Source organism: Spirillospora sp. NPDC048911, from assembly GCF_043198015.1.
GTDB lineage: Bacteria > Actinomycetota > Actinomycetes > Streptosporangiales > Streptosporangiaceae > Spirillospora.
Genome location: NZ_JBICUD010000007.1, coordinates 369,047 through 392,573 on the forward strand (window position 1 = coordinate 369,047; position 23,527 = coordinate 392,573).

A 23,527-nucleotide genomic window follows, 5' to 3' on the forward strand; every position below is an offset into this window, starting at 1 on the left:
GAAGATACGGCGGCGAACGCCCGCTCAGGCACCTGATGATCTTCCGTTACCATCTTGCAACTTCCATGATCGAGAGCGGGCGGTAGCCTTCCCCCGCGATGATGATCTTGGCGCCGGCGCGGGGCACGTGGACCCTCGGCATCCTGGCCGCGAGCCAGGTGATCGTGCTGCTCGACGTGACGATCATCAACCTCGCCCTGCCCGGCATCCAGCGGGAACTGCACGCCTCCGCGGCCGAGCTCTCCTGGGTGGTCAACGCCTACACGCTGGTGTTCAGCGGCCTTCTGCTGCTCGGGGGCCGGGCGGGCGACATCCTCGGCCATCGGCGGGTCTTCACCGCGGGGGCCGCGCTCTTCACCGTCGCCTCGCTCGCCGGCGGGCTCGCGTTCAACACCGAGACGCTCCTGCTCGCGCGCGCCGCGCAGGGGGCCGGTGCCGCGCTCGCCGGACCCGGCTCGCTGGCGCTGATCGCCACCGGGTTTCCCGGCGAGGCCGCCAGGAACCGGGCCTACGCCATCACCACGAGCGCGGGCAGCCTCGGCATGATGCTCGGCATGGTCGCCGGCGGGCTGCTGATCGAGTGGGGGACGTGGCGGTGGACGTTCCTCATCAACGTGCCCGTCGGGGCGGCCGTGGTGGTGCTCTCCCGGTGGTGCCTCCACGAGACCCCGCGTATCAGGGGCCGCTTCGACGCGGCCGGGGCGCTCATGGCGACCGCGGGGATGACGCTCCTCGTCTACGGGGTGGTGCGCGCCGCCGAATCCGGCTGGGGGGACGGGCTGGTCGGCGCCGTCCTCACCGTGGCGGTCGTTCTCCTGGCCCTGTTCGTCGCCGCCGAGGCGCGAGCCCCACAGCCGATCATGTCGCTGGGGCTGCTGCGCGACCGGAACCGCGCGGGCGCCTGCGTCATGCGCCTGCTCCTCACCGCCGCGATGAGCGGCATGATGTTCTTCCTTACTCTCTATGCGCAGGGGGTCCTCGGTTACGGCCCGCTGGAGACCGGGCTGGCCTTCCTTCCCACCACGCTCACCGTGCTCGCCGCGAACAGGGCCGTGCCGTGGCTGCTGGCGCGCGCCGGGCCGAGGCAGGTCATGGTGGCCGGGTCCGTGCTCACCGTCATCGGGATGGCGTGGCTGACGCAGATCTCGGCGACGAGCACCTACGTGTCCGTGATCCTCGGCCCGGTGCTGCTCTTCGGCGCGGGCCACGGGCTGGTGTCGGTGGCGGCGACGGCGATGGCCATGACCGATCTGCCCGCCGGCGAGCACGGCAGCGCGTCGGGCCTCATCCAGACCATGCAGGTCGGCGGGCCGCTGGGGATCGCCGTCCTCGTCGCCGTGTACGAGCGGGTGGACGGGACGCGCGTCCAGTCGCTCGCCGGAGCGTTCACCGGCGCCCTGGTCCTCTCCTTGTTCATGCTCGCGACGGCCCTGACCGCCTTCCGTGCCACCCGGAGGAGACCATGCACATAACCCACATCGTCCATCGGGCGCTGCAGCTCGCTCCTGACGAGCCGGTCACGGTATACGGCGACCGGACCCGGACCGCGCGCGAACAGGCCGACAGGGTGGCCCGCCTCGCCGGGGCCCTGCGGGGGTACGGCGTGCGCGACGGTGAACACGTGGGGATGCTCGCCCTCGGCTCGGACCGCTACATCGAGTTCTTCCTGGCCGTGGCATGGGCCGACGGGGTGTTCCACCCGGTCAACCCCGCGTGGAGCACGGGAGAGATGATCTACGCGCTGGCCGAGTCGCGGACCGAGATCCTCTTCGTCGACGACACGTTCCTGGACCGCCTCACGGAGATCAGGGAAGCCTGCCCCGACCTGCGCGAGGTCGTCCACGTCGGCGACGGGCCGCCGCCGGCCGGCATGCGCGGGTTCGAGGAGCTGATCGCGAGCACGGAGCCGGTCGAGGACGCTCGCCGGGGTGGCGAGGCCCCCGCCGGCATCGTCTACACCAGCGGAACGTCCGGACGCGCGAAGGGCGTCGTGGTCAGCCACGCCGGCCTGGTCCATCAGGCATTGATCCTTCCGGCGAGGGTTCCGTGCCACGGCGTCCCCGGCGGCCACATCCTGATCACGTCGAACTTCTCCTCGATCTCCATGCTGGTGACCTGGCTGATCCAGGGGATGTGGGGCGGGCTCACCGTCATCCCGCGCACGACCGACGTCGGCGGGCTCATCGACGCCATCGAACGCCACCGGGTCACGCACGCGCCGTTCGCCCCCGGCACCCTGCAGCAGATCGTCGATCGCCCGGACATCGCCGCGCGCGACCTGTCCAGCATGCGGAGCATCGCCTACGGCGCGGCGCCCATCACCGAGGCACTCCTGGCGAGGGTGATGAAGGCGTTTCCCAACGCCGCCTTCCACCAGTGGTACGGGATGAACGAGTTCGGTCTCGCCACATTGCTGCCGCCGGAGGATCATGTCGCGGGCAGGAAGCTGCGTTCGGCCGGGCGGCCCGCGCTCGGCGCCGAGGTGCAGATCGTCGACGGCGAGGGCGTGCGGCTACCGCCGGGCGAGGTCGGGGAGATCATCGTCCGCACCGGCGCCATGATGCTCGGCTACCTCAACAAGCCGGAGGAGACGGCGCGGACGGTCCGGGACGGGTGGCTCCACACCGGCGACGGCGGATACCTGGACGACGACGGTTACCTCTTCATCGTCGACCGGATCAAGGACGTGATCAACGTCGACGGCTGGAACGTCTTCTCCACCGAGGTGGAGCAGGCGATCGCGGCCCATCCCGCCGTGGCCGCGGTCGCGGTGATCGGCATCCCCGACGACAAGCCGGGCGAGAAGGTGCACGCGGTCATCGTGCTCAAGCACGGCCGGACGGCGAGCGCGGCGGACATCCGGCGGCACTGCGAGCCGTTGATCGCCTGGAAGACGCCGACCAGCTGCCAGTTCGTCGACGCCCTCCCCCTGTCGACCACCGGGAAGGTCCTCAAGCGCGAGTTGCGCGAGCCGTTCTGGGCGGGAATGGACCGCCGGGTCAACTGACCCCGCGCATCAGCCCGTGGCAGGCGATGGCGGCCGCGGCCACCACGTTCAGGGAGTCGACGCCATTGGCCATGGCGGTCGGGCTCATGGGGATGCGAACGCGTTCGTCGGCCTCATACAGCCAGCGGGACGAGAGGCCGTCACCCTCCGAGCCGAGCATCAGCGCCACACGGTCACCCAGCGGGGCCTTGTCCATAGGCGTAGCCGACCGGTCAGGAGTGAGGGCCAGAAGACCGAAGCCGGCGTCGCGGAGAATGCCCAGGTCATCATGCCAGTTGCTCATGCGCGCGTAGGGGATCGCGAAGACCGCCCCCATGGAGACCTTGATCGCCCGGCGATAGAGCGGATCGGCGCAACGAGGAGACAGGACGATCGCGTCGATGCCCAGAGCCGCGGCGCACCTATATATAGAGCCGACGTTCGCGTGGTCTACGAGGTCTTCGAGGACGAGGATTCGGTGGGTGCGGGTGATCAGGTCTTTGACGGTGGGGAGCGGGAGGCGTTCTAGCGAGGCCAGGGCGCCTCGGTGGACTTGAAAGCCCGCCACGCCTTCCACGGTCGCGTCGTCCGCGACGTACACGGGGGCGTCCAGGCCGTCGAGCAGGTCGGCCAGCGGCTTCACCCAGCGTTCGCCCATGAGGAACGAGCGGACGGGGAATCCGGTGCCGACGGCCCGGCGGATCACCTTCTCGCCCTCGGCGATGAACAGCCCGTGCTCGGCCTCCAGGCTCTTGCGCAGGTTCATGTCGCGGAGGCTCACGAAGTCGGCGAGCCTCGGATCGGCGGGGTCGGAGACGGGAACGAGCTGGGCCATCCCCCAATTGTGCCGAGCGTCGCGGGTTCGGAGGTCAGGGGAGGCGGAGTTCGGCGAAGAGGGCCCGGTGATCGCTGCCGGGCAGGTCGTGGACCTCGACCTTGGTCACGGCGCAGCGGCTGTCGGCCAGGATGTGGTCGATCGTGATGCGGGGCCGGGGCTCCGTGGTGCCCCAGGTGGGCACCAGCCCGGCGCCGGCGCGGTCGGCGGCGTCCGCGTAGCCGCGGTCGAGGACGCCTCGCAGGTTGGCGTGGTCAAGAGTGGCGTTGAAGTCGCCCGCGAGGATCCGTACCGGCTGGTTGGCGGAACTGCCCGCCGGGGCCGACGCGACGGCCTCGGGGCGGGCGTCCGGGAGGGCCTTCAGGTCGCGCTTCCAGTCGCGGAACGACTCGGAGGAGATCGGCGGCACGGGGTGGACGGCGGTCACCTCGATGCGGCGGCCGCCGGGCAGGGTGATCTCGGCTTGCGGCATCGCCATCTGCGTCCGGGGAAGCGAGGGCAACGCGCGCAAGGGGTGGCGGGAATATAGGCCAGATCCGGCCGCGCCCCATCGTGGATCCAGGGCCTTGTGGGGCAGGAGCGCCGTCAGCCCGGCCTTTTCGTACCGTTCGACCGCCTCGGGACGGAGTTCCTGCAGGCTGAGGACGTCCGCCCCGGTTTCGCGGACGAGTTCGACGAGGCGGGCGGGGTCGGCCTCACCGAAAAGCAGATTGGCGGTCAGGACCCGGACGACCGGGCCCCGGGCGGCCGGTTGATCACCGCCGAGCGCCCGCGGGACGACGGCGCTCAGCAGGCCCGCGGCGACCACTCCGGCCACGACGGCGGCCCGCCATCTGCGCAGGAGCAGGGCCACGACGATCGGTACGGGCACGGCGGCGGCCACGTACGGGGTGAGCGCGAGCAGTGGCGCGGCCGGGACCCCGATGAGGGGAAGCCGATCACCGTCGGCCAGCCTGACCAGCGCCCATGTGCCCCAGGCGGTCACTCCGGTCCAGGCGACGACGGCCCGCCACCGTCCCGGGTTTCGGTCCGTTTCGGCCGTCGAACCGGTCGCCGGCTCGGCCGTCGTCTCCCCCACCGGTACCTCGCTCCCCTTGCGCGAGCCGCCACGGCTCGCCCCCTAGATCTACTGACGCTCGGCGGCGCCGCCGAGTTGCCGCGCCGCCGAGTGGCGCTTCGACTGCGGGCTGTGAAGGGGAAGGGCCAAAGCATGAGTTATCAAGACGTACGCTCATGACCTGCGCCATTATCAGATTTGAGCTCTTTGTAACCTCCGGGTCGTACTACTACAGTGCCGGGGAACATCGACGGGTTTCTGGTGAATCGAGGACTGCCGTGAGCGGACGTCATCGCAACGACTTCCCTGAGGGGACGCCGGGTGACGGTGGGTTCGACCCCTCCAGGCCGGTCTTCGGCCCGGCCAATGACGGGTCCTCCGACTGGTTCGGATCCCGCGACGGCCGGCCCGGACCGGGCTCCGGCCCTGCGCCGGGCGGTCCGGGCGACCTCGGTACGGCAGGCCAGCCGCTCGGAGCCCCGGTCGCCGGTGGCCCTGGCGCCGGAAGCCCAGGCGGTCCAGGCGGCCGCCCGGGCGGCGGCACGCCCGGCCGCCCGAGTGCTTCAGGTTCGTACGGCGCCGTGGGCGCCTTGGGCGCGACGGGCGGACCGGCGGGCGCGGGCACGCCCGGTACGCCCGGCGGACCCGGCGGCTCTGGACAGCATGGGATTCCCGGCGTGTCAGGCCCGCACGGCGCCTCCAGCGCGTCCGGACAGCACGGAACCCCCGGCGGAACGGGGCCGCAGGGCCTTCCCGGCGCCTCGGGCCCGCACGGAGCGGCCACCGGATCCGGCGCCCACGGCGCCGCGCGCGCTTCGGGCAGTTCCGAGAACCCTGAATGGTTCACCCCCCGGCCGGACGAGCCCGGCTACGGCGGAGGCGGCTTCACGGGGGCCTCGGACGCCGGCGGCTACGGTCTCGGGAGGCCCGGTTCCGCCGCGGCCGGCCCGTACGGCCCGGAATCCGGCCCCGCCGAGCACGGTGCCCCGGGCGCCGGCGGTGCGGGCGGCGTCGGCGGTGCCAGCGGCTCGTACGGCGAATACGACTCGATCAGCCGGTCCGACGAACGTCCGACCGGGTTCTTCGGCGGCCGCGCGGGCGGTTCCGGCGACTCGGGCGGCTACGGCGGCGGCTCGGGCGGCGGTCCCGGTGGCGGCTCCGGCGGTTACGGCAGCGGCGAGTACGGGCGGCGGCGCAAGAAGCGCAGCGCGACCGCGCTGATCGGCCCGATGGCCGGCGCGGTCGGCCTGGCCCTGCTGCTCGGCGTCGGCGTGTACGCGTTCGCCGAGAGCGGCGGCGGCTGCAGCGACGGCGACGCCCTCAACCTGGACGTCGCGGCCTCGCCCGACATCGCGCCCGCCGTCCTCAAGACGGCCGAGCGGTTCAACGGCGCCCGGCACAAGGTCGGCGGCAAGTGCGTCACGGCCAAGGTCGCCAAGACCGAGTCCGCCTCGGCGGCGACGCTGCTGTCGGGCCAGGGCGTGGCGACCGGCGGCAACAAGCGCCCGGACGTGTGGATCCCCGACTCGTCGCTGTGGACCTCGCTCGTGCACGGCACGGCCAAGGGCAAGCAGAGTGTCCAGACCACCAAGACCTCGGTGGCCTCCAGCCCGCTCGTCGTCGGGCTCCCCCGTACCCTCGCCGGCCAGCTCAAGCAGCAGGGCGTCACCGCGACGCCGTCCTGGGACAACCTGCTCAAGGCCTCCGGCGGCGTCACCGGCGGCGGCGTGACCAAGAACCAGATGATCCCGGCGAACGCGATCAAGCTGCTGGTGCCCGAGCCGTCGCGCAACTCGGCCGGGATGGCCGGGCTCATGGTCGTCAGCACGCTGCTGAACAACGACCCCAACCAGAACGAGATCTTCACGAGCATCGTGCGCACGGTCCGCGAGAGCACCGTGCCGAGCGTGAACTCGCAGTTCGCGCAGTTCCGGAAGGGCCGTACGGCCAAGCAGCCGGTCGCGCTGTCGTCGGAGCAGGCGCTCTACAGCTTCAACAAGCGCAACCCCGCCGAGCCGGCCGTGGCGCTGTACCCGATCGAGGGCACGCTCTCGATGGACTACCCGTTCAACATCACCAGCGGCGACGGCGACAAGCAGAAGGCCGCGCGCCTGCTCGAACAGGCGATGAACACCGACGCCGCCCGCGGCGACGTGCGGCAGCTGGGCTTCCGGACGCCCGACGGCAAGGCGCCCAGCGGCTTCGGCGAGCAACTGGGCGTCAGCCCGGCGCGCCCGCGCCAGCTTCCGCCGCCGAAGGACGCCGACGTCCAGAAGATCATGCAGGCGTGGTCGCGGCTGTCGCTGGGCCTGCGCATCCTGACGCTGTTCGACGTGTCCGGCACGATGGCCGAGGAGATGGCGCCCGGCGTCACCCGCCTCCAGGCCACCGCGAAGACCGCCCAGGGCGGCCTCAGCATGATGTCCGATGACACCGAGCTGGGCGTCTGGGAGTTCTCGACGAAGCTCGTGGGCAACCAGGACTGGAAGCCCGTGGTGCAGGTCGGCCCGCTCGGCGAGCGCATCGGCTCGGTGAAGCGCCGCGACCTGGTCCTGTCGTCGCTGAGCGCGTCGAAGCCCAAGGTCACCGGCGACACGGGCCTCTTCGAGACGCTCATGGCCGCGTACAAGGAGATGAACCGCACCTACAAGCCGGAGTTCGGCAACTCGATCCTGCTGCTGACCGACGGCAAGGGCAACGACGACCCGGGCGGCCCCACGTTCAAGCAGACCATGAAGCGCCTGCGCGGCATGATGGACCGGAACAAGCCCATCCAGGTCAACATGATCGGCATCGGCGACAACGTCGACACCAGCGAGATGGAGCCGATCGCCGAGCTCACCGGCGGCAACGTCCAGGTGGCCAGGAACCCCCAGGAGATCGCCAAGATCTTCCTCCGGATGCTCTCGCGCCGCATCACCCAGTAAGACCCGAGCTCGCTCAGTAAGACCGAGCTCGCTCAGTAACACCTGAGCTCGCCCAGCGACATCCAGGCGGCATCCGCGGGGCCCCGGAGACGACTTTCGTCCCCAGGGCCTCGTTTGTTTTTCGGCCCACTTCATCCGGAAATCTGCTGGTCCGGCCCTTGCGGAGGTGACGCCCGAGGGCCTCTGGGCAAATCGGGGAGATTTGTTCAGAAACCGTGTCAACCGGGCGGCGGGGTCGCTCGTCAATCTAGGTGGAGGCCCGACGGGGAGCGGGGCCGTCGGGCCTCCTTTCACCTCCCCCTGATCTGTGGCGGGGTGGATCGGCCCATCGGGGACGGCCCCCACGGCGGCCCCGGCAGGGCGGCCCTCCCGAGGGCCAGAGAGCACGACAGCTTCCTGAAACACGGCACCTCTGCGGCGCGGCTTCCCGGCCCGCACCCGCCGACGTCTCAGCACGCGGGAGGACCCACGTGTCCGCTTGGCCCACGCTCGACCGGCAGGACGACCAGCGCCTGGCCCTGTCCCTCGCCGCCGGTGACTCCGACGCGCTGGCGTACATCGTCGATCGCTACTCGGCCCGCCTCTACGACTACTGCCACGCGCTGCTGCGCGACCAGGAGTCGGCGGCCGGCGCGCTGCACGACGCGTTCATCGTCGCGTACGCGCACATCGGCCTCCTGCGCGAGCCGGAGCGGTTCCGCGGCTGGCTGTACGCGCTGATCCGGAACGAGTGCCTGCGGCGCCTGCAGGACCCGGAGCGCCCCACCGAGCGCGTGGAGGCCCCCGAGGTCGACGACGTCTTCCTCGACGCCGACGAGCGCGCCATGCGCCTGGAGACCCGGCAGCTCGTCCACAGCGCCCTGTCCGGCCTGCGCGGCCTTGAACGCGAGGCGCTCGACCTGCTCCTGCGGCACGACCTGGACGCGGCGGAGATCGGCGGCGTGCTGGGCGTCAGCGCCCAGGAGGCCACCGACCTCGTCGGTGAGGCCCGCCGGCACCTGGACGACGCGCTGGCCGCCGCCCTGATCGCACGGAGCGGACGCGACGAGTGCCCCAGCGTCGCGGCCCTCGTGTACGACGGGGAGTGGCCGCTCACCCCGGCCGTCAGCCGCAAGCTGATCCGGCACATCGAGACCTGCCCGACCTGCACGAACCGGCGTGACCGCAGCGTCTCGACCGGACGGCTGCTCCAGGTCCTGCCGGTGGCCCTCATGCCCGCCGACCTGCGCGCCCGCGTGCTGCAGACCGCCTTCGTCCCCGCGCTACGGGACGATCTCGCGATGATCGCCCACCGGGCCGAGCCGTTCGACACCTGGGGCTGGCCGGTCACCCTGGAGCGGCCGGCCGCGCGCGACACCCAGAAACAACGGTCGAAGCCCCCGGCCCTCCTCCCGGCGGTCGCCGCGGCGGCGGTGGTGATCCTCATCGTGCTGGGCGCGTTCCTGTGGCTGCCGGGCGACGGGAGCAACCGCGCCGGGGCGAACGCCCCCGAGGGCACGACGTCCGCGGCCGACCCGTCCGAGACGCCCTCCGAATCGACGGAGCCGACCGAGTCGGAGGAGCCCGCGGAGTCGCCGACCCCGACGCCCACCCCCACCACGTCCTCGCCGACCCCGACGCCCACTCCGACGCCGACGCCGACTCCCACGCGCACCCGGAAGCCCAAGCCTCCGTCGAAGGCGCCGGAGCAGCCGGGCGGACTGTCGGTCTCGGGTTGCTCCATCAAGGTCGGGGAGTCGTCCTGCGCCGTCGGGGTACGAGCGATCGGCGGCCCCGTCTCCTGGTCCGTCACCACCACGACCGGCGGCGTTTCCGCAGGCGGCGGCGGGCGGCTCGGCAAGGGCGGCTCGACCAGCGTCACCGCGTCCCGCCCGGAGTGCACCAAGCCGGGCGCCGGCTCCGGCTCGGTCCGCTTCTCCCCAGGCGGCAGCGCGACCGTCTCCTGGGAGTGCGCGCCCCCTGACGGCGGCTGACTCTCGCGCTCCTCGACGTCCGCCTCGCCGTGATACTCACCACAATGGTCACTTACTGTCGATCAAGCGGCGGGAACGAGCACGCTCCGTACCTCACCAAACACACAAATCCCACAAGAAGCAGAAATCTCAGGAATTAGGTGGCAAGATCTGTCAACCAGAGCCCGCCGGCAAACGTCAGGCGGGCTGCCGGGGGGCACGTCCGACGCAACCTATTCACTGGAGGAACTGTGGCCGGCGGACCCGGTTCCGGTCAGTTCGACGATCCCCGGCTCGCAGGCGCCCTGCGTGCGGGCGACGTCATCGCGCTGACCGAGGTCTACGACACCTACGCGCCCTTCCTCTTCGACTACTGCCACGGCCTGCTGCGTGACCGGGTCGAGGCGGCCGGAGCGTTGCGCAACTGCCTGATCGCCGCGCGGGAGCACGTCGCCGGGCTGCAGGAGCCGGAACGGCTGCGCGGCTGGCTGTACGCGATCGCCCGCAAGGAGAGCATGCGGCGCCGTGACGAGCCCAACCGCCACACCGGCCAGGAGGCGCCCGAGGCCGAGGACGGCGACCTCAGCGACGAGCAGCTCGCGCGCCGCACCGAGCGCAGGGCGCTCGCCCACAGCGCGCTGGGCGCCCTGAGCGGACGGCAGCGCGAGGCCATCGATCTCTCGGTGCGCCACGAGCTCGACCCGCCCGACCTCGCGGGGATCTTCGGAATCTCCCTCGCCGAGACGGACCAGCTCCTCGCCGAGGCCCAGGCCGACCTCGACGCCGCGCTGCGGGCTGCGCTGATCGCCCAGAACCACTGGGAGGACTGCCCCAGCGTCTCCGCGCTCACCGAGACCTGGCCGTTGCCGCCGCAGATCGCCCAGTCCCTCGTCCGGCACGTGGCGACCTGCCCGACCTGTGGCCCGCGCGAGACGCCGCGGCTCCCGGTGGACCGGCTGATGTCGGTGCTGCCGATCGCGGCGATCCCCGGGGACCTGCGGCTGGACGTGCTCACCGCCGCGACCAGCCCCGACCGTGCCGACACCCGGCGCGGCATCGCGGCCCTGGCCGAGCCGTTCAACGACGTGGGCTGGCCGCTCCCCTACGAGCCCGGCGTCGTGCGCGACCGGGAACCGTCCCGCCGGAAGGTGCCGCTGCTCGCGATCGGCGGCGCGCTCGCCTTCGTCGCCCTGATCGCCGGGGCGGTGACCGTCTTCTCGGGCGGCGACTCGGGCGCCAACTCGGCCGCTCCCCCGCCGTCGTCCGGCCAGGAGCCCTCGTCCTCCCCGCCGGACGAGACGCCGCCGGGCGAGACTCCCCTCCCGACCGCGTCCTCGACGTCCACGTCCCCGTCGCCGTCACCGACCACGACGAGCCCCACGCCGAGCACGTCGCCGTCCAAGCCCCCCTCCGGCGCGCCCGGACGGAGCGCGCCGCCGCAAGAGCCTCGCGTACCGCCGCCTCCGGGACGGCCGCGGCCGGGCTCGCTGGCGGTGGCGGGCTGCAGCATGGGCGTGAACTCCTCCTGCCCCATCCGGATCACCGCGGTCGGCGGTCCGGTGAACTGGCGGGTCACCGGCGCCTCGGGCGAACTCAGCGCGGGCGGCTCGGGCCGTCTGCTCAAGGGCCAGTCGGTCGAGGTGCAGGTGTCGCGCACGAACGGCTTCTGCTGGGGCAAGGAAAACGGAACGGTCTCGTTCGCCCCTGGCGGTGCCGCCCAAGTCTCCTACTGCTGACCCCCGAACTACGGCGGGGGCGCCCACTGGTCTTCTCTCCCCCAGCAGGGCGCCCCCGCCGTTACTACCAGGCCGAGCCTGTGTCGAGAACCTTGTGGGCGCGGTTGACCAGCACGGGGACGCCTTCGCCGATCTGGTCGAAACCCTCGCCCACCGTGGCGTTCTGCAGGAAGCGGGCGTGGATGCCTTCGAGAATGACCGCGAGCTTGAAGCAGGCGAACGCGACGTAGAAGTCGAGGGCGCCCAGGTCGAACCCCGTGAGCGCCGCATAGCGTTCGGCGAACTCCCGCCGCGTGTGGAAGCCGGGAGCGGACGTGATCGTGGCGCCCACCGGGAGCCCCTCGTCGTCGTCCGCCTCGGCCCAGTAGACGAGGGTCAGGCCGAGGTCCGAAAGCGGGTCGCCGAGCGTGGACATCTCCCAGTCGACCACGGCGGCGATCTCAGGGCGCGGCTCCAGGCGGGCGAGCGCGTTGTCCAGCCGGAAGTCGCCATGGACGAGGCGCGCCGGCCCGTCGGCGGGGAGGCGTTCGGCGAGCCGGGCCGCGAGCCGGTCATACTCGGGCACGTCATGCGTCGCGCCGCCCGCCCGGATGGCCTCCTGTGAGCTGTCCCACTGCTTGCCCCAACGCTTGAGCTGGCGGGCCATGTAGCCGCTCGGCCGTCCGAAGTCGCCCAGGCCGACGGCCTCGACATCGACGAGATGGATCGCGGCGAGGGCCTCGGCGAGACGTTCGCTCAGCTGTCCGGCCTGCTCGGGCGTGATGCCCTCGGCGTCCTCGCGCGTGCGGAGCACCTGGCCCTCGACGAAGTCCATGAGGTAGAACCGCGCCCCGATGACGTCCTCGTCGTCGCAGAACGCCAGCGTCGTGGGGACGGGGACCGTGCTGCCCGCGCCCAGCGCCGACAGGACCTTGTACTCGCGGCTCATGTCGTGGGCCGTCGGCAGGACGTGCCCCAGCGGAGGCCGCCGCAGCACGATCCTGCGACCGTCCGCCAGGGTGATCCCGTAGGTCAGGTTCGACCGTCCACCCGCGATGAGGTCGATCGCGGTGATCCGCCCGGCCCCGGGCAGGGCGCGCGCCAGCCAGTCCGCCAGGCGGGGTACGTCGATGCCGGGGACTCCGGCCGGAAGTTCAGCGTCAACGGTCATGACGCCCTATTAGAACGTGACTCGGTCTCACCTGTGAAGGGCACCCCCGCGTTGGGCGGCGCAGCCGCACGGAACGTAACCTCCCGGCCACTTCCGGCCGTCACCGGGCCCCGCTCTCGTGCCATGATCATGCCTCTCACCTGAGGAAACCTCGATCGACACATACCCCGAACCGAACGTTCCACAGGAACCATGATCACGGAGGTGGATTCAGGCGGCAGGAAGGGTACGCATCTGCATCGACACGCGATCAGAGTGGTATCTACTGGACGCCGTGCCGCTCAGCCGTCGAAACCAGCCCAAGGCGGCAGGCTGGACTTGCGGGTCCCGTCGGGCTGCGAACTAAAAGGACTAGACCAATTCGGGGCACGACCGCCCGATTGGGGGGGACGCACCGTGGCCGACGCATGGCTGCCGGGAGCCGGACGCATGCCGGCGCAGAAGGACGGCGGAGCGTTGAGGGGAGGTGCTCCTCGCGTCTCCTGGTTCAGCAGCGAATCCGACCCGCGCACGGTCTCGGCCCGGTCGGTGGCCGCCGACCTCCGCCGGGCCGGCCGCTCCGCGCACGTGGTCTGGAACCCCTGCTCCGGCGAGATCATCCAGTCGGTGCCGATCACCCGCGCGGCCCCGCTGCTCGGTGACGTCGGCCGGGAAGGGCGCGTGAACGTCCAGATCATGGTGGTCGGCCAGGCCCGCGATCCGTTCACCAACACCCTGCTCAACGGCCTCGACCCGCTCATGCGCTGGCTGGACGCCTGGGGCGTGGCCCGCCGCTGGCCCGCCGGCCCGCCGCTCCCGTCGCCCCAGTCGTACCACTCCAGCCGCAGCCGCCGGGACTGGTCCCGCGGGGGCCATTACGGCGCCTCCCAGGTCCCCGGCGCCGAACGCCCCGACCCGGGCGGCATCGACGTCCGCCGCATCACCGGCCCCGACACCCCGGTGGCCGCCATCCCGAGACCCCGCCCCGTCCCCGGCCACGAGACCGCCCGCCCGCCGACGCGCCTCCCCCGGCCGTCCGCGCTGGTACGAGCCGTGGCCGACCCGGTCCACACGCCCGACCCGCCGCTCTCCGCCGACCCGGCCCGGACCCCTGACCCCACCCGCACCCCGGACCCGGCCCGCCCCGAACCAGCCCGCCGCTGACCCCCCGCCCGGCCGCACAAGCGTTCCCCCGTCCACGCAACCCCCGCGTCCGCAACGCCTCGCCCGCGTCTCGTCAGGGGTTGGCGTCAGGGGGCGGTGATCAGGGTTCGGACGAGGGTGCAGGCGGTCTTGAGGTCGGTCGGGTTGGCGGCTGAGCCGTAGCCGATGACCAGGCCGAAGGCGGCCGGGGTGCCGGTGTGGTGACGTTCGAGGGTGTCCAGGAGGACGCCGCGCTCGGCCGCCTCCCGGACGACGCGTTCGGTCCGCCCCGCGGGCAGTTCGACGACGAGGTGGAGACCGGCGGTGTCGCCTCGCAGGCGCAGGCCGTGCAGGGCTTCGGCGACGACCGTCCGGCGGCGCGCGTACTCGGCCCTCATGCGGCGTACGTACCGTTCGAGGTCCCCGCGTTCGAGGAGGAGGCGCAGGGCCTCCTGGGGGACGACGGCCGTGCGGTCGTTGAGGTCGGCCCGGCGGCGGGCGATGGCCTCGACGAGGTCGGGACGGGCGACCAGCCAGCCGACCCCGACGTCCGAGGTGAGGATCTTGGCCGTGGTGCCGAGGTAGACGACCACGTCCGGGTCCAGGCCGTACAGCGCGGGCAGCGGCGCGACGTCGTACCGGAACTCCCCGTCGTAGTCGTCCTCGGCGATCAGCGTGCCGGTGCGGCGGGCCCACGCCAGCAGCGCCTGGCGGCGCGGCACCGGCAGCACGCCGCCCAGCGGGTACTGGTGGGACGGCGTCGTGTAGACCAGCCGCAGATCGTCCGGCAGGTGATCGACGATCAGGCCGTGCTCGTCGACCGGGCAGGGCACGAGGTCGGCGCCCCGGGCGGCCAGCACGGAACGGGCCTTGCGGTAGCCGGGGTCCTCGACGCCCACGCGGTCGCCCGGCTTCAGGATCGTGGCCGCGAGCAGGTCCAGACCGTTGGTCGAGCCTCGCGTCACCAGCAGCCGTTCGGGAGCGCAGGCCACGCCACGGCTGCGGCGCACGTAGTCGGCGAGGAGCGCGCGCAGGCCGGGCAGCCCGTGCGGATCGGGGCGGGCGGCGGGCGCGACGGTCGCCGCCAGCCGCCAGGCACGACGCCACGCGGGGGTGTCGAGGGCGCCGATCCAGGCGACTCCGGGACGCAGGTCGAGCGTGCCAGGACGCCCTGGGCGTTCCCAGCTCTCCGGCGTCAGGGCCGTGGGCACCAGGTCGGCGCGGACGGGCGGCGCGGCGGCGATCTCTGTGACGTACGTGCCCGATCCGTGCCTGCCCTCGAGCCAGCCTTCCGCGTACAGCTGCTCGTACGCCTCCGTCACGACCGTCCGGCTGACGCCGAGCACCCCGGCCAGCGAGCGGCTGGAGGGCAGCCGCTCGCCCGCCGCCAGCCGTCCTTCCTTCATGGCGGCGCGAAGCTGGCCGGTGAGCTGGACGTTCAGCGGCTCCCCGGCGGAACGGTCGACCGTGAGCGGCAGATCGAGGGTCGGCAAGTGGTCTCCCGTTATCTTTATCAAGTGGCCCTACAGGCCAGGCCACTTGCCTCCTAGCGTAAGGCCTATGAACGCGACACCACTGTCCCCCACCGACCGCACCCGCCTCGGCCGCCTGAGCGAACGCGGGCTCGCCGACCGCTCCGGCCTCTACGAGGTGCTCGACGGCGGCCTGATCTGCCATCTCGGTGTCGTGGTGAACGGCTCCCCCCGCGTGATCCCGACGGGGTACGGGCGGGCCGGCGACACCCTCTTCGTCCACGGCTCGACCGGCGCCCAGAGCCTCATCGCCGGCCAGGGCCAGGAGATCTGCGTCACCGTCACGCACCTGGACGGCCTCGTCCTGGCGCGGTCGCTCTTCCACCACTCCGTGAACTACCGGAGCGCGATCATCTACGGTGCCCCTCGCCTGGTCACCGACCCGGACGAGAAGCTCGCGGGGCTCCGGGCCGTCACCGAACAGCTGGCGCCCGGCCAGTGGGACGTGGCCCGGAAGCCGACGCGCAAGGAGCTCGCGGGCACCACCGTCCTGGCCCTGTCGCTGGAGGAGGCCTCCGTCAAGGTACGGACAGGGCCGCCCTCGGACGACGACGAGGACCACGCCCTGGACGTCTGGGCCGGAGTCGTCCCGGTGCGCCAGGCCTTCGGCACTCCCGAACCCGATCCCCTCCTCCGCCCAGGCATCCCCGTCCCGCCGCACATCGCCGACCGGCCTTCGAGAGCCGCCGGCTGAGCCGACGGCCAGGTGAGGCCGCGAATAGGGTGTCCCCAACGCCTGCGGGTGCGCACATACTCGGGTCATGAGCGGTCAGAACCCCGCAGGGCTGGTACCGCGACCCGAGGCGCAATCCCGCGGCTGGAACTTCCGCAGCGAGACCGTCGTGCTCATCGTGATCGACCGCACCGGCACCGTCTGCCTCTCCCTCCCGGACAGCCACCCAACGGCGGCGACCTCGAACTCTTCGTCAACTCGATCCGAACTCGATGACCCGCGGAGTCGTTCATGGTCGTAGGGTGAATCCCATGAACGAGCGGCTCGTATGGATCGACTGTGAGATGACCGGGCTCGACCTGCGTAACGACGCGTTGATCGAGATAGCCGCGCTGGTGACCGACAGTGAGCTGAACATCCTCGATGAGGGCGTCGACGTGGTGATCAAGCCGCCGCAGGAGGCCCTCACCCAGATGTCCAAGGTGGTGCGCGACATGCACACCACGTCCGGGCTCCTCGACGTCCTGCCCGGTGGCGTCACGCTCGCCGAGGCCGAGGACACCGTCCTGCGCTACGTCCGCGAGCACGTCCGCGACGCCAAGAAGGCCCCGCTCTGCGGCAACTCCATCGCCACCGACCGCTCGTTCCTGGCCCGCGACATGCCCGCCCTGGACTCCCACCTGCACTACCGCATGGTCGACGTCTCCAGCATCAAGGAGCTCTCCCGGCGCTGGTACCCCCGCGTCTACTTCGCCAGCCCCGAGAAGAAGGGCGGCCACCGGGCCCTCGCCGACATCACCGAGAGCATCCAGGAGCTCCGCTACTACCGCGCCGCCGTCTTCGTGGCCCAGCCGGGCCCCGACTCCGACACCGCCCGCGCCCTGGCCGCCGAGATCGTCGCCTCCGGCTGAGCCCGCAAACCGAGTGGCCACGCACCCATCGGGAGGCGCTACACTCTTTGGAGCCGGGAGATGATCCCGGCCATGGTGGGTGTAGCTCAGCTGGCAGAGCACTTGGTTGTGGTCCAAGATGTCGGGGGTTCAAGTCCCCTCACTCACCCCAGCGTCAAGGGCCTGGTCATCGGGGACGGTGGCCGGGCCCTTGGTCTTTTGGGCGGCCCCTCGGTCTGGCGCGGAGGGGCCGAAGATCGGCGATCTAGGATGATCGCATGACCGCTCTCGGTGCCGTGTTCCGTCCTCAACTGCCTCCCGAACGGCTGCGCGACGTGGCCACCGCCGCGGACGACGCGGGCCTGGAACAGCTCTGGCTGTGGGAAGACTGCTTCTTCGAGAGCGGCATCGCCTCGGCGGCCGCGGCGCTGGCGTGGACGCGGCGGCTGCGCGTCGGCGTCGGGCTGCTGCCGGTGCCCCTGCGGAACGTCGCGCTGGCCACGATGGAGGCGGCCACGCTGCATCGGCTGTTTCCGGAACGGGTCGTGCTCGCGGTCGGTCACGGCGTCCAGGACTGGATGGGGCAGGTCGGCGCGCGGGTTGATTCGCCGATGACCCTGTTGCGCGAGCATCTCGATGCCATGCGCGCTTTGTTGCGTGGTGAGCGCGTCACGGTGGACGGACGCTACGTCAAGCTCGACGGGGTCGCGCTCGACTGGCCGCCGTCCGCGGCGGCTCCCGTGTTCGCCGGGGCGACGGGGCCGCGCACGCTCCGGCTGACCGGCGAGTGCGCGGACGGCACGATCCTCACCGCCGACACCGATCCGGAGGCGGTGCGGGAGGCGCGCCGCCTCGTCGAAGAGGGGCGCGCGACCGGCGGGCGGACGGACCGCCACGAGATCGTGGTGTATCTGCTGGCCGCGACCGGGCCGGGCGCGGACGAACGCATCCGGGCCGAGCCCGACACGAGGAATCACCCGCCCTTCACCGTCGCCGGAGACGCCGAGAACATCGCCGAGGCCGTGCGGCTGCTGGCTGACGCCGGAGCCGACACCGTCATCCTGCAACCCACGGCCGACGAGCCCGACCCGGTGGACTTCGTCCGGTTCGCCGCCGAAAAGGTCCGTCCCCTCGTCTCTTAGACCGTCCCCACGACCAGGATTCGAAAGCGTCGTCGGCGATGATTTGGCTGCGGCTGGGTGGTCTGTATCTCTGACAGGAAGGAAAAGCCATGTTCAGAGATACCAAGGCGTTCAGCGGCTTCTCAGTGAACGATCTCGACGCGGCGAAGAAGTTCTACGGCGAGATCCTGGGCCTCGACGTGACAGAACAGCCGCCTGGGCTCACCCTCGATATCGCGGGTGGTCGTCCCGTCATCGTGTATCCGAAGCCGAACCACGCTCCGGCGACGTTCACCGTCCTCAACTTCCCGGTCGACGACATCGACTCGGCCGTGGACGAACTCGCCAGGCGGGGAGTGGAATTCCTGCGATATGAAGGAATGCCCCAGGATGAGCGCGGCATCTTCCGTGCCGAGGGGCCGCCTATCGCCTGGTTCACCGACCCGGCCGGGAACGTCCTCTCCGTTCTCCAGGCGTAGGCCTTACGCGGCGGGGGGCTTGGCCTGCCGGAGAAAGCTGAGCATGTCGATGGTCCGCCAGGCCTCGACGATCTTGCCGTTCTCGAACCTGTCGATGGTGACGCCGGTGAGGGTGACCCGGCGATCGTCGTGGGTCATGGCGGCCGTCCACCGGGTGGCCACCCGGTCCGCCTCGGCGATCTGGTCGTCGACGGTGATCAGCAGGTCGGGGTACGCCTCGCGATTCCTGGCGATCGACTTCTTCATGCCGGGGAGGCCGTGCCCGCCGTTCGGGTCGTACGGATCGTGGTGGATCACGTCGGGGGCGACGATGGCGTCGAGCCGGTGAAGCTCTCCGGTACCCCATACTTCGAACGCGAGGAGGGCGGCGGCCTTGTTCTGGTCGGACACGCCTCCACTCTGCCCGCCATCGGCGGCCGGAGCGACCCGAACGAGCCGTATGGCGGTGGACAGAACGGTTCTTTACCGGCAGGCGCACCTATCCCGCTGGCCCCGTCCATCGACTAAGCTCGTTGGCTCCCGATGATCGGCCGGTTATGCTCCGACGTGATAAATGGCAATGGCACTTCCAAGTCGCACCGCCGGAGGCGGGATGAGTGTCGACGAAACCGCCCCGCTGCGCGTGATGGTGGTGGACGGCAATCCGCACGCTCGCGCCGATGTCGTCTCACTTCTGTCCGGCAGCGAAGAGCTCGAAGTGATCGCCGAGGCCGGTGACGGCACGGACGCGGTCGGATTGGCCGAACGGCTGCGTCCCGACATCGTCCTGCTCGACGCCGACGCCGCCCGCACCGGCCACGCCACCCCCCTCAGCCGCAGCGCCCGCGTGTTCGTGCTGGCCTCAGCCGAAGACCAGGGCACGGTCGAGGTCGCGATCCGGGGCGGCGCCTGCGGCCATCTGGTCCCGGGGTCGTTCACCGTACGGGACCTGATCCGCAGCGTCCGCGACGCCAGCCGCGTCAGCCTCGGTTTGTCCGCACGCGAGGCCGAGGTCATGGATCTCATCGCCAGCGGCCGTTCGAATGGCGAGATCGCCCGCCAACTCTTCCTCAGCGAAAAGACCGTCAAAAACCACGTGAATCGCATCTACGCCAAACTCGGCGTCAGCTCCCGGGCCACCGCCATCGCTCTCTGGCGCGGCATGATGAGCGTGCTCCCCGGCAAAGACTGACACCGGTTTCCCGGTCATGTCGTCCGGACGCCGAGGCAATCGCGCATTCGGATGAGCCCATCGCGCATACGGGTCTTGACGGTGCCCAGCGGTACCTTGAGCAGTTCGGCGACCTCCCGGTAAGTGTGGCCGCCGTAATAGGCCAGCGTCACCGCCTCGCGCTGGATGCCGCTGAGCCCGTCCAGGCAGCGGCGCACCCGTTCCCGTTCGAGCCGGTCGACGACCTGTTCGGCGACCTCGTCGTGGGGTATCTCGGCCGCGCTCTGGGCCGCGCGTTCCTCCCGTTCCGCCGCCGCCTGCGCGGACCGGACGCGATCGACGGCCCGCCGGTGCGCGATCGTCGTGATCCAGGCCATCGCGCCGCCCCGCGCGGGGTCGAACCGCAGGGCCGTGCGCCATACCTCCACCAGGACCTCCTGCGCCACCTCCTCCGACTGCGCCGGATCGCGGACGACCCTGCGGATCAGGCCGTAGACGACCCCGGCCACCTCGTCGTAAAGCTCCTCGAACGCGGCCGCGTCGTTGCGCGCCACGTCCAGGAGCAGCGCGTTCAGGTCCACCGGGGACTGTGATTCCACCGGGGTCGCCGCGGCCTGCCTACGTCCCCACATCGTTCATCCCGCTTCTCCCACGGCCGTGGCCGGATCCGGTCACCCGAAGACCGTGGGCAGGCTGCGGAGCAGCAGCCAGACGCCGAGGAGGACGACCGCGAGGGAGGTCGCCATGGGCAGCGCGCGCAGATTCACCCGTCTCAGCAGGCGTGGCTGGTCCACGCGGTCGGAAAGGCGGGCGGCCAGCGCACGGCCGGCGCCCATGACGAGCAGGCCGACGAGGATCAGCGTGAGCGCCAGGCCCACGCCGTACGCGAGCACCAGCACGACGCCGAACCACGCCTTGCCGATGGCGGCCGCGCCGATGAGCACGAGCACCGCCGAGGGACTCGGCACCATCCCGCCGGCGAACCCCATCAACGCCGCCCCCCGACTCCGCTCCGAGTCATCGTGCGTCTCTCCGACGTGGGTGCCGCCGTCCGGATGCTGGTGGCCGGGCGCTTCAGTGACAGCAGCGGAACGTACGAGGGTCGAAGTAGCGGCGTGGTGAGTGTGCACCGACTCCTGAATGGCCTTGGCGTCATGCAGACGCGGCGGCTCATGCCCGTGCCCGTGGCCGTGCCCGTGCCCGTGGCCGTGGCCAAAGGCATGCGTGTGGCTGTGGGTATGGGCTCCCGTTCTGAACACGCGGACGGCACGGCGCAGCATGAGGGCCCCGGCGCTTGCGACAAGGAGACCGCTGGCCGCGCCTAGACCTCCGAAGACGAGGCCAGGGGCGACGACGGTGCCCGAGAGAACAACCAGGCCCAGGGCAAGCACGCCTGCCGTATGGGTGAGCGTGACGGTGATGCCGAGCGTCAGGATGTTGCGGCGAGCACGGCGACCCTGGCTCACCGCGTACGCGGCCATGATCGTCTTTCCGTGCCCCGGCGCGATGGCGTGGAGGGCGCCCAGCGCGATGGCGATCAGCAGCGCGGTGACGGCGAAGCCCAGCGTGAGGCGCCGGTTGGCGACCAGGTCGGCGAACGCCTGGGCCGGTTTGTCGGCACCTCGCGGCAGAATCTTCGTGACCGGGGTCTCGGTGGGCGCCAGGGCGGGTCCGCCCGCTCGCACCCCCAGGTTCGCGGTCCGCTGGGCGAGCGGGCTGGAGAGGAGGTCGGACGGGTACGACGTGAGTCGCGCGCTGCGCGATGCCGCCGGTACGTCGCTCGAGGTGAGCGTCATCCGGTCGCCGCGTGCCGTGATCTCGCGCCAGCCGACCGTGGCCGGACCGCCCGTGTCGCGGAAGGCGATCGGGCCACCGATGGCGGACGCGGCGAGGGCGCACTCCAACCGCGCGGTCGGAAGTCCGGCTTGCCCAGGTGTGATCCGTACTGCCGACGAGCGCACCGCGAAGGTCAGCGGCCGCTGAGCCGCCGTGCCGCCCATGGAACGGGCGGCTTCGGCACAGCGCGCAGCCGCCCAGCCCTGCCCGTCGTCCTTGATCTGCTGGCCCGCCTGAGCAGTGGGAATCTCCGCCAAATCCTGGACGTGGTCGACGCGGAGCTCGCCGGGAGCGACCACCAGCCCGTCATAACGATTAACAGAGAAGTTGCCGAGCGGGTGCCGAGGAAGCGCCCCCGCAAACGCGGACATCGCAGACGCAGACCTCGCAAACGCGACCGTCACGGATGCGGGCATCGCAGACGCAGACCTCGCGGAGGCGGGCGTCGCGGAGGCGGGCGTCGCGGACGCGGGCGTCGCGGACGCGGGCGTCGCGGAGGCGGGTGTTTGGGTGAAAGGGATTAGGGCTAGCCCGGCCAGGAGTGCTAGCAGGGTGGTTAGGGCGCGTTTCAAAGTTGGCTGGCCTGCTGCGCGACGTCCAGGTACGCGCCTCGCGGCATTGTCTGCCCCTCCCGCGGAAACTCCGTGTCTTCGCGCATAAGCGGTCCGCGCCTGGGGCGACTTCCGCTCGCACGAGGCACGCGCTGGGTCGGTTCGGGCGGCGTCATGTGCGGGGGCCGGTTTCGCGGCGTGTGCCGGACGCCGCTTCATGACAGCTCCTTGAGCGCCTTGCGGGCTAGCGGGGCGTGCAGGTCGGAGAAATGGGGGTTGAGGGCCAGGGCCGCTTTCAGGTCTCGGCGCGCGTCTGCTCTGCGGCCCAGGGATTTCTCGATGACGCCGAGGTGGTAGCGGAATGTCGCGCTGCGGTAGCCGGTGCGGGCGGCCTGGCGGGCGTAGCCGAGGGCCTCCTTGTCCTGGCCGTTCGCGTGCAGCGCCCAGGCGAGCGCGTCGGCGACGTGGATGCTCTTGCGGCGATTCCATTCCGTGCGGGCGGCCACGAGCGCGGCGGCGCGGTCACCGTGGTCGGTGGCCGTTATGGCCCCTTCAAGGTCGGTGGTCACGCCATTCGATCGGGCGAGGGTGGCCCATGCGCCGGCGACCGCGTACTGCTCGCGCGCCTGTGCCTTCATGCCCTGCGCCTCGTACAGCTCGCCGAGCGCGACGACGTAGGACGGCAGCGGCGCGCGGCCGACCAGGGCCTGGCGGTCGCGGATGGCACCGGCGGCGTCGCCCAGGGCCGCGCGTACCCGGGCACGGCCGTCGATCGCGGGCAGCCAGTTCGGGTCGGTGCGGAGCGCGGCGGCGTAGTCGCGTTCGGCGTCGCGGAGGTCACCGCGGTTCCACGCCAGCTCGGCGAGCTGGGTGCGCACGAACGACACGTCCGCGGGATCGGTCGCCGAGGTGGCGGCCAGCCGGAGGACGCGCGCGGCCTCGTCGGGACGGCCGCGCAGCTCCATGACGTAGGCGTACCGCGTGAAGATCGAGACGGCCGGTTTGAGCGAGTCCGCGCGCCGGACGGATTTTTCGGCCTCGTCGTATCGCCCGAGTTCGACCAGCGCGTCGACGCGTACCGCGTGGGCGCGGGTCCCGTACGGGTTCACCTTGAGTGCCTGGTCGGCCAGGCGGAGCGCCTCGGCGAAGTCATGGCGTGCCGCGGCCAGAGCACCCTTTCCGCTCAGCGCGGGCTCGTTGTCCTTCGGCGAGATGCTCAGCGAACGGTCGAACGCCGCCGCGGCCTTGGGATAGTACGAGGAGTCCGCGGTCACCCGCGCCTGCTCTACGTAGGCCAGGCCCAGCCCGGCCCAGCCGTCCGCGTCCTTGGGTTCGGCACGCAGGTGTTCCTGCAGCCGCGCGATGTTGCGGCCGGTGACCCTGTCCGTGCCCGCGCCGGAAACCGGCGCGGACTCCGCGGCCGGCTCGAACCGGCTGCCGAACTTCACCGACGCCATCACGGTGAGACCGACGGCCAGAACGACGATCACCGCCCCCGCGGCGACTCTGCGAACGAAAAGCATGAATGCC

General features: G+C 71.5%; 19 protein-coding genes and 1 tRNA gene. 12 read left to right on the forward strand and 8 right to left on the reverse strand.

The genetic code is table 11. The features are described 5' to 3' along the window. Positions 1–98 precede the first annotated feature (98 nt). Together ACGFNU_RS31240 and ACGFNU_RS31245 are read left to right on the forward strand one after the other, a co-directional pair. Positions 99–1,472 (forward strand): MFS transporter, encoded by a 1,374-nt coding sequence (locus ACGFNU_RS31240; RefSeq protein ID WP_392599390.1) that lies wholly within the window; start codon positions 99–101, stop codon positions 1,470–1,472. After that, positions 1,463–3,007, forward strand: coding sequence for an AMP-binding protein (locus ACGFNU_RS31245; protein ID WP_392599391.1), 1,545 nt, complete (start codon positions 1,463–1,465; stop codon positions 3,005–3,007). Before ACGFNU_RS31240 ends, ACGFNU_RS31245 begins: the two co-directional genes overlap by 10 nt. Here ACGFNU_RS31245 and ACGFNU_RS31250 read toward each other — a convergent pair. Continuing rightward, entirely contained in the window at positions 3,000–3,821 is an 822-nt protein-coding gene (locus ACGFNU_RS31250) for a TrmH family RNA methyltransferase (protein WP_392599393.1), read from the reverse strand. The two genes, ACGFNU_RS31245 and ACGFNU_RS31250, sit on opposite strands and share 8 nt — an antisense overlap. A gap of 34 nt (positions 3,822–3,855) precedes the next feature. Then, complete coding sequence (locus tag ACGFNU_RS31255; protein WP_392599395.1) at positions 3,856–4,899, reverse strand: endonuclease/exonuclease/phosphatase family protein; 1,044 nt, start codon at positions 4,897–4,899, stop codon at positions 3,856–3,858. Positions 4,900–5,555: 656 nt separating this feature from the next. Here ACGFNU_RS31255 and ACGFNU_RS31260 point away from each other — a divergent pair. The 3 genes from ACGFNU_RS31260 (at position 5,556) to ACGFNU_RS31270 (ending at position 11,493) form a co-directional block, all read left to right on the forward strand. Then, positions 5,556–7,805: a hypothetical protein gene (locus tag ACGFNU_RS31260; protein ID WP_392599397.1), complete on the forward strand. Its 2,250-nt coding sequence runs from the start codon at positions 5,556–5,558 to the stop codon at positions 7,803–7,805. A gap of 470 nt (positions 7,806–8,275) precedes the next feature. Further along, positions 8,276–9,778, forward strand: coding sequence for an RNA polymerase sigma factor (locus ACGFNU_RS31265; RefSeq protein ID WP_392599399.1), 1,503 nt, complete (start codon positions 8,276–8,278; stop codon positions 9,776–9,778). A gap of 230 nt (positions 9,779–10,008) precedes the next feature. Further along, positions 10,009–11,493 carry an RNA polymerase sigma factor gene (locus ACGFNU_RS31270; protein ID WP_392599401.1) on the forward strand — a complete coding sequence of 495 codons (1,485 nt, stop codon included), beginning with the start codon at positions 10,009–10,011 and terminating at the stop codon, positions 11,491–11,493. Positions 11,494–11,557: 64 nt separating this feature from the next. Here ACGFNU_RS31270 and ACGFNU_RS31275 read toward each other — a convergent pair whose 3' ends face one another. Next, complete coding sequence (locus ACGFNU_RS31275; RefSeq protein ID WP_392599403.1) at positions 11,558–12,643, reverse strand: phosphotransferase family protein; 1,086 nt, start codon at positions 12,641–12,643, stop codon at positions 11,558–11,560. 396 nt (positions 12,644–13,039) lie between these two features. Here ACGFNU_RS31275 and ACGFNU_RS31280 point away from each other — a divergent pair, with 396 nt between their 5' ends. Then, a complete protein-coding gene (locus tag ACGFNU_RS31280) occupies positions 13,040–13,786 on the forward strand; it encodes a hypothetical protein (RefSeq protein ID WP_392599405.1) in 747 nt (248 codons plus the stop codon). An 86-nt stretch (positions 13,787–13,872) separates the two neighbouring features. Here the strand turns inward: ACGFNU_RS31280 and ACGFNU_RS31285 are convergent, their stop codons facing one another. Then, a complete protein-coding gene (locus ACGFNU_RS31285) occupies positions 13,873–15,258 on the reverse strand; it encodes a PLP-dependent aminotransferase family protein (protein ID WP_392599407.1) in 1,386 nt (461 codons plus the stop codon). Between the two features lie 67 nt (positions 15,259–15,325). On the opposite strand from ACGFNU_RS31285, the gene ACGFNU_RS31290 reads away from it, so the two are divergent. The 5 genes from ACGFNU_RS31290 to ACGFNU_RS31310 all read left to right on the forward strand — a co-directional run bounded on the left by ACGFNU_RS31290 (position 15,326) and on the right by ACGFNU_RS31310 (position 18,460). Then, entirely contained in the window at positions 15,326–15,991 is a 666-nt protein-coding gene (locus tag ACGFNU_RS31290) for a pyridoxamine 5'-phosphate oxidase family protein (RefSeq protein ID WP_392599409.1), read from the forward strand. Positions 15,992–16,281: 290 nt separating this feature from the next. Next, entirely contained in the window at positions 16,282–16,881 is a 600-nt protein-coding gene (gene orn, locus ACGFNU_RS31295) for an oligoribonuclease (RefSeq protein ID WP_392599411.1), read from the forward strand. 75 nt (positions 16,882–16,956) lie between these two features. Next, positions 16,957–17,032 (forward strand) — tRNA-His (locus ACGFNU_RS31300). 106 nt (positions 17,033–17,138) lie between these two features. Beyond that, positions 17,139–18,002, forward strand: coding sequence for an LLM class flavin-dependent oxidoreductase (locus ACGFNU_RS31305; protein ID WP_392599412.1), 864 nt, complete (start codon positions 17,139–17,141; stop codon positions 18,000–18,002). A gap of 89 nt (positions 18,003–18,091) precedes the next feature. Beyond that, the gene (locus ACGFNU_RS31310; protein ID WP_392599414.1) at positions 18,092–18,460 is read left to right on the forward strand and encodes a VOC family protein; all 369 of its coding nucleotides are present in this window, start codon (positions 18,092–18,094) and stop codon (positions 18,458–18,460) included. A 3-nt stretch (positions 18,461–18,463) separates the two neighbouring features. On the opposite strand, the gene ACGFNU_RS31315 is transcribed toward ACGFNU_RS31310, so the two are convergent. Continuing rightward, a complete protein-coding gene (locus tag ACGFNU_RS31315; protein WP_392599415.1) occupies positions 18,464–18,850 on the reverse strand; it encodes an ester cyclase in 387 nt (128 codons plus the stop codon). Between the two features lie 202 nt (positions 18,851–19,052). Between ACGFNU_RS31315 and ACGFNU_RS31320 the strand changes: the two genes are divergently transcribed. Continuing rightward, positions 19,053–19,631: a response regulator transcription factor gene (locus tag ACGFNU_RS31320; RefSeq protein WP_392599416.1), complete on the forward strand. Its 579-nt coding sequence runs from the start codon at positions 19,053–19,055 to the stop codon at positions 19,629–19,631. A gap of 14 nt (positions 19,632–19,645) precedes the next feature. Here ACGFNU_RS31320 and sigK read toward each other — a convergent pair whose 3' ends face one another. The 3 genes from sigK to ACGFNU_RS31335 all read right to left on the reverse strand — a co-directional run bounded on the left by sigK (position 19,646) and on the right by ACGFNU_RS31335 (position 23,520). Further along, complete coding sequence (sigK, locus tag ACGFNU_RS31325; RefSeq protein ID WP_392599417.1) at positions 19,646–20,242, reverse strand: ECF RNA polymerase sigma factor SigK; 597 nt, start codon at positions 20,240–20,242, stop codon at positions 19,646–19,648. A 39-nt stretch (positions 20,243–20,281) separates the two neighbouring features. Beyond that, a complete protein-coding gene (locus tag ACGFNU_RS31330; protein ID WP_392599418.1) occupies positions 20,282–21,817 on the reverse strand; it encodes a nickel/cobalt transporter in 1,536 nt (511 codons plus the stop codon). Between the two features lie 395 nt (positions 21,818–22,212). Next, a complete protein-coding gene (locus ACGFNU_RS31335) occupies positions 22,213–23,520 on the reverse strand; it encodes a tetratricopeptide repeat protein (protein ID WP_392599420.1) in 1,308 nt (435 codons plus the stop codon). Between the last annotated feature and the right edge of the window lie 7 nt (positions 23,521–23,527).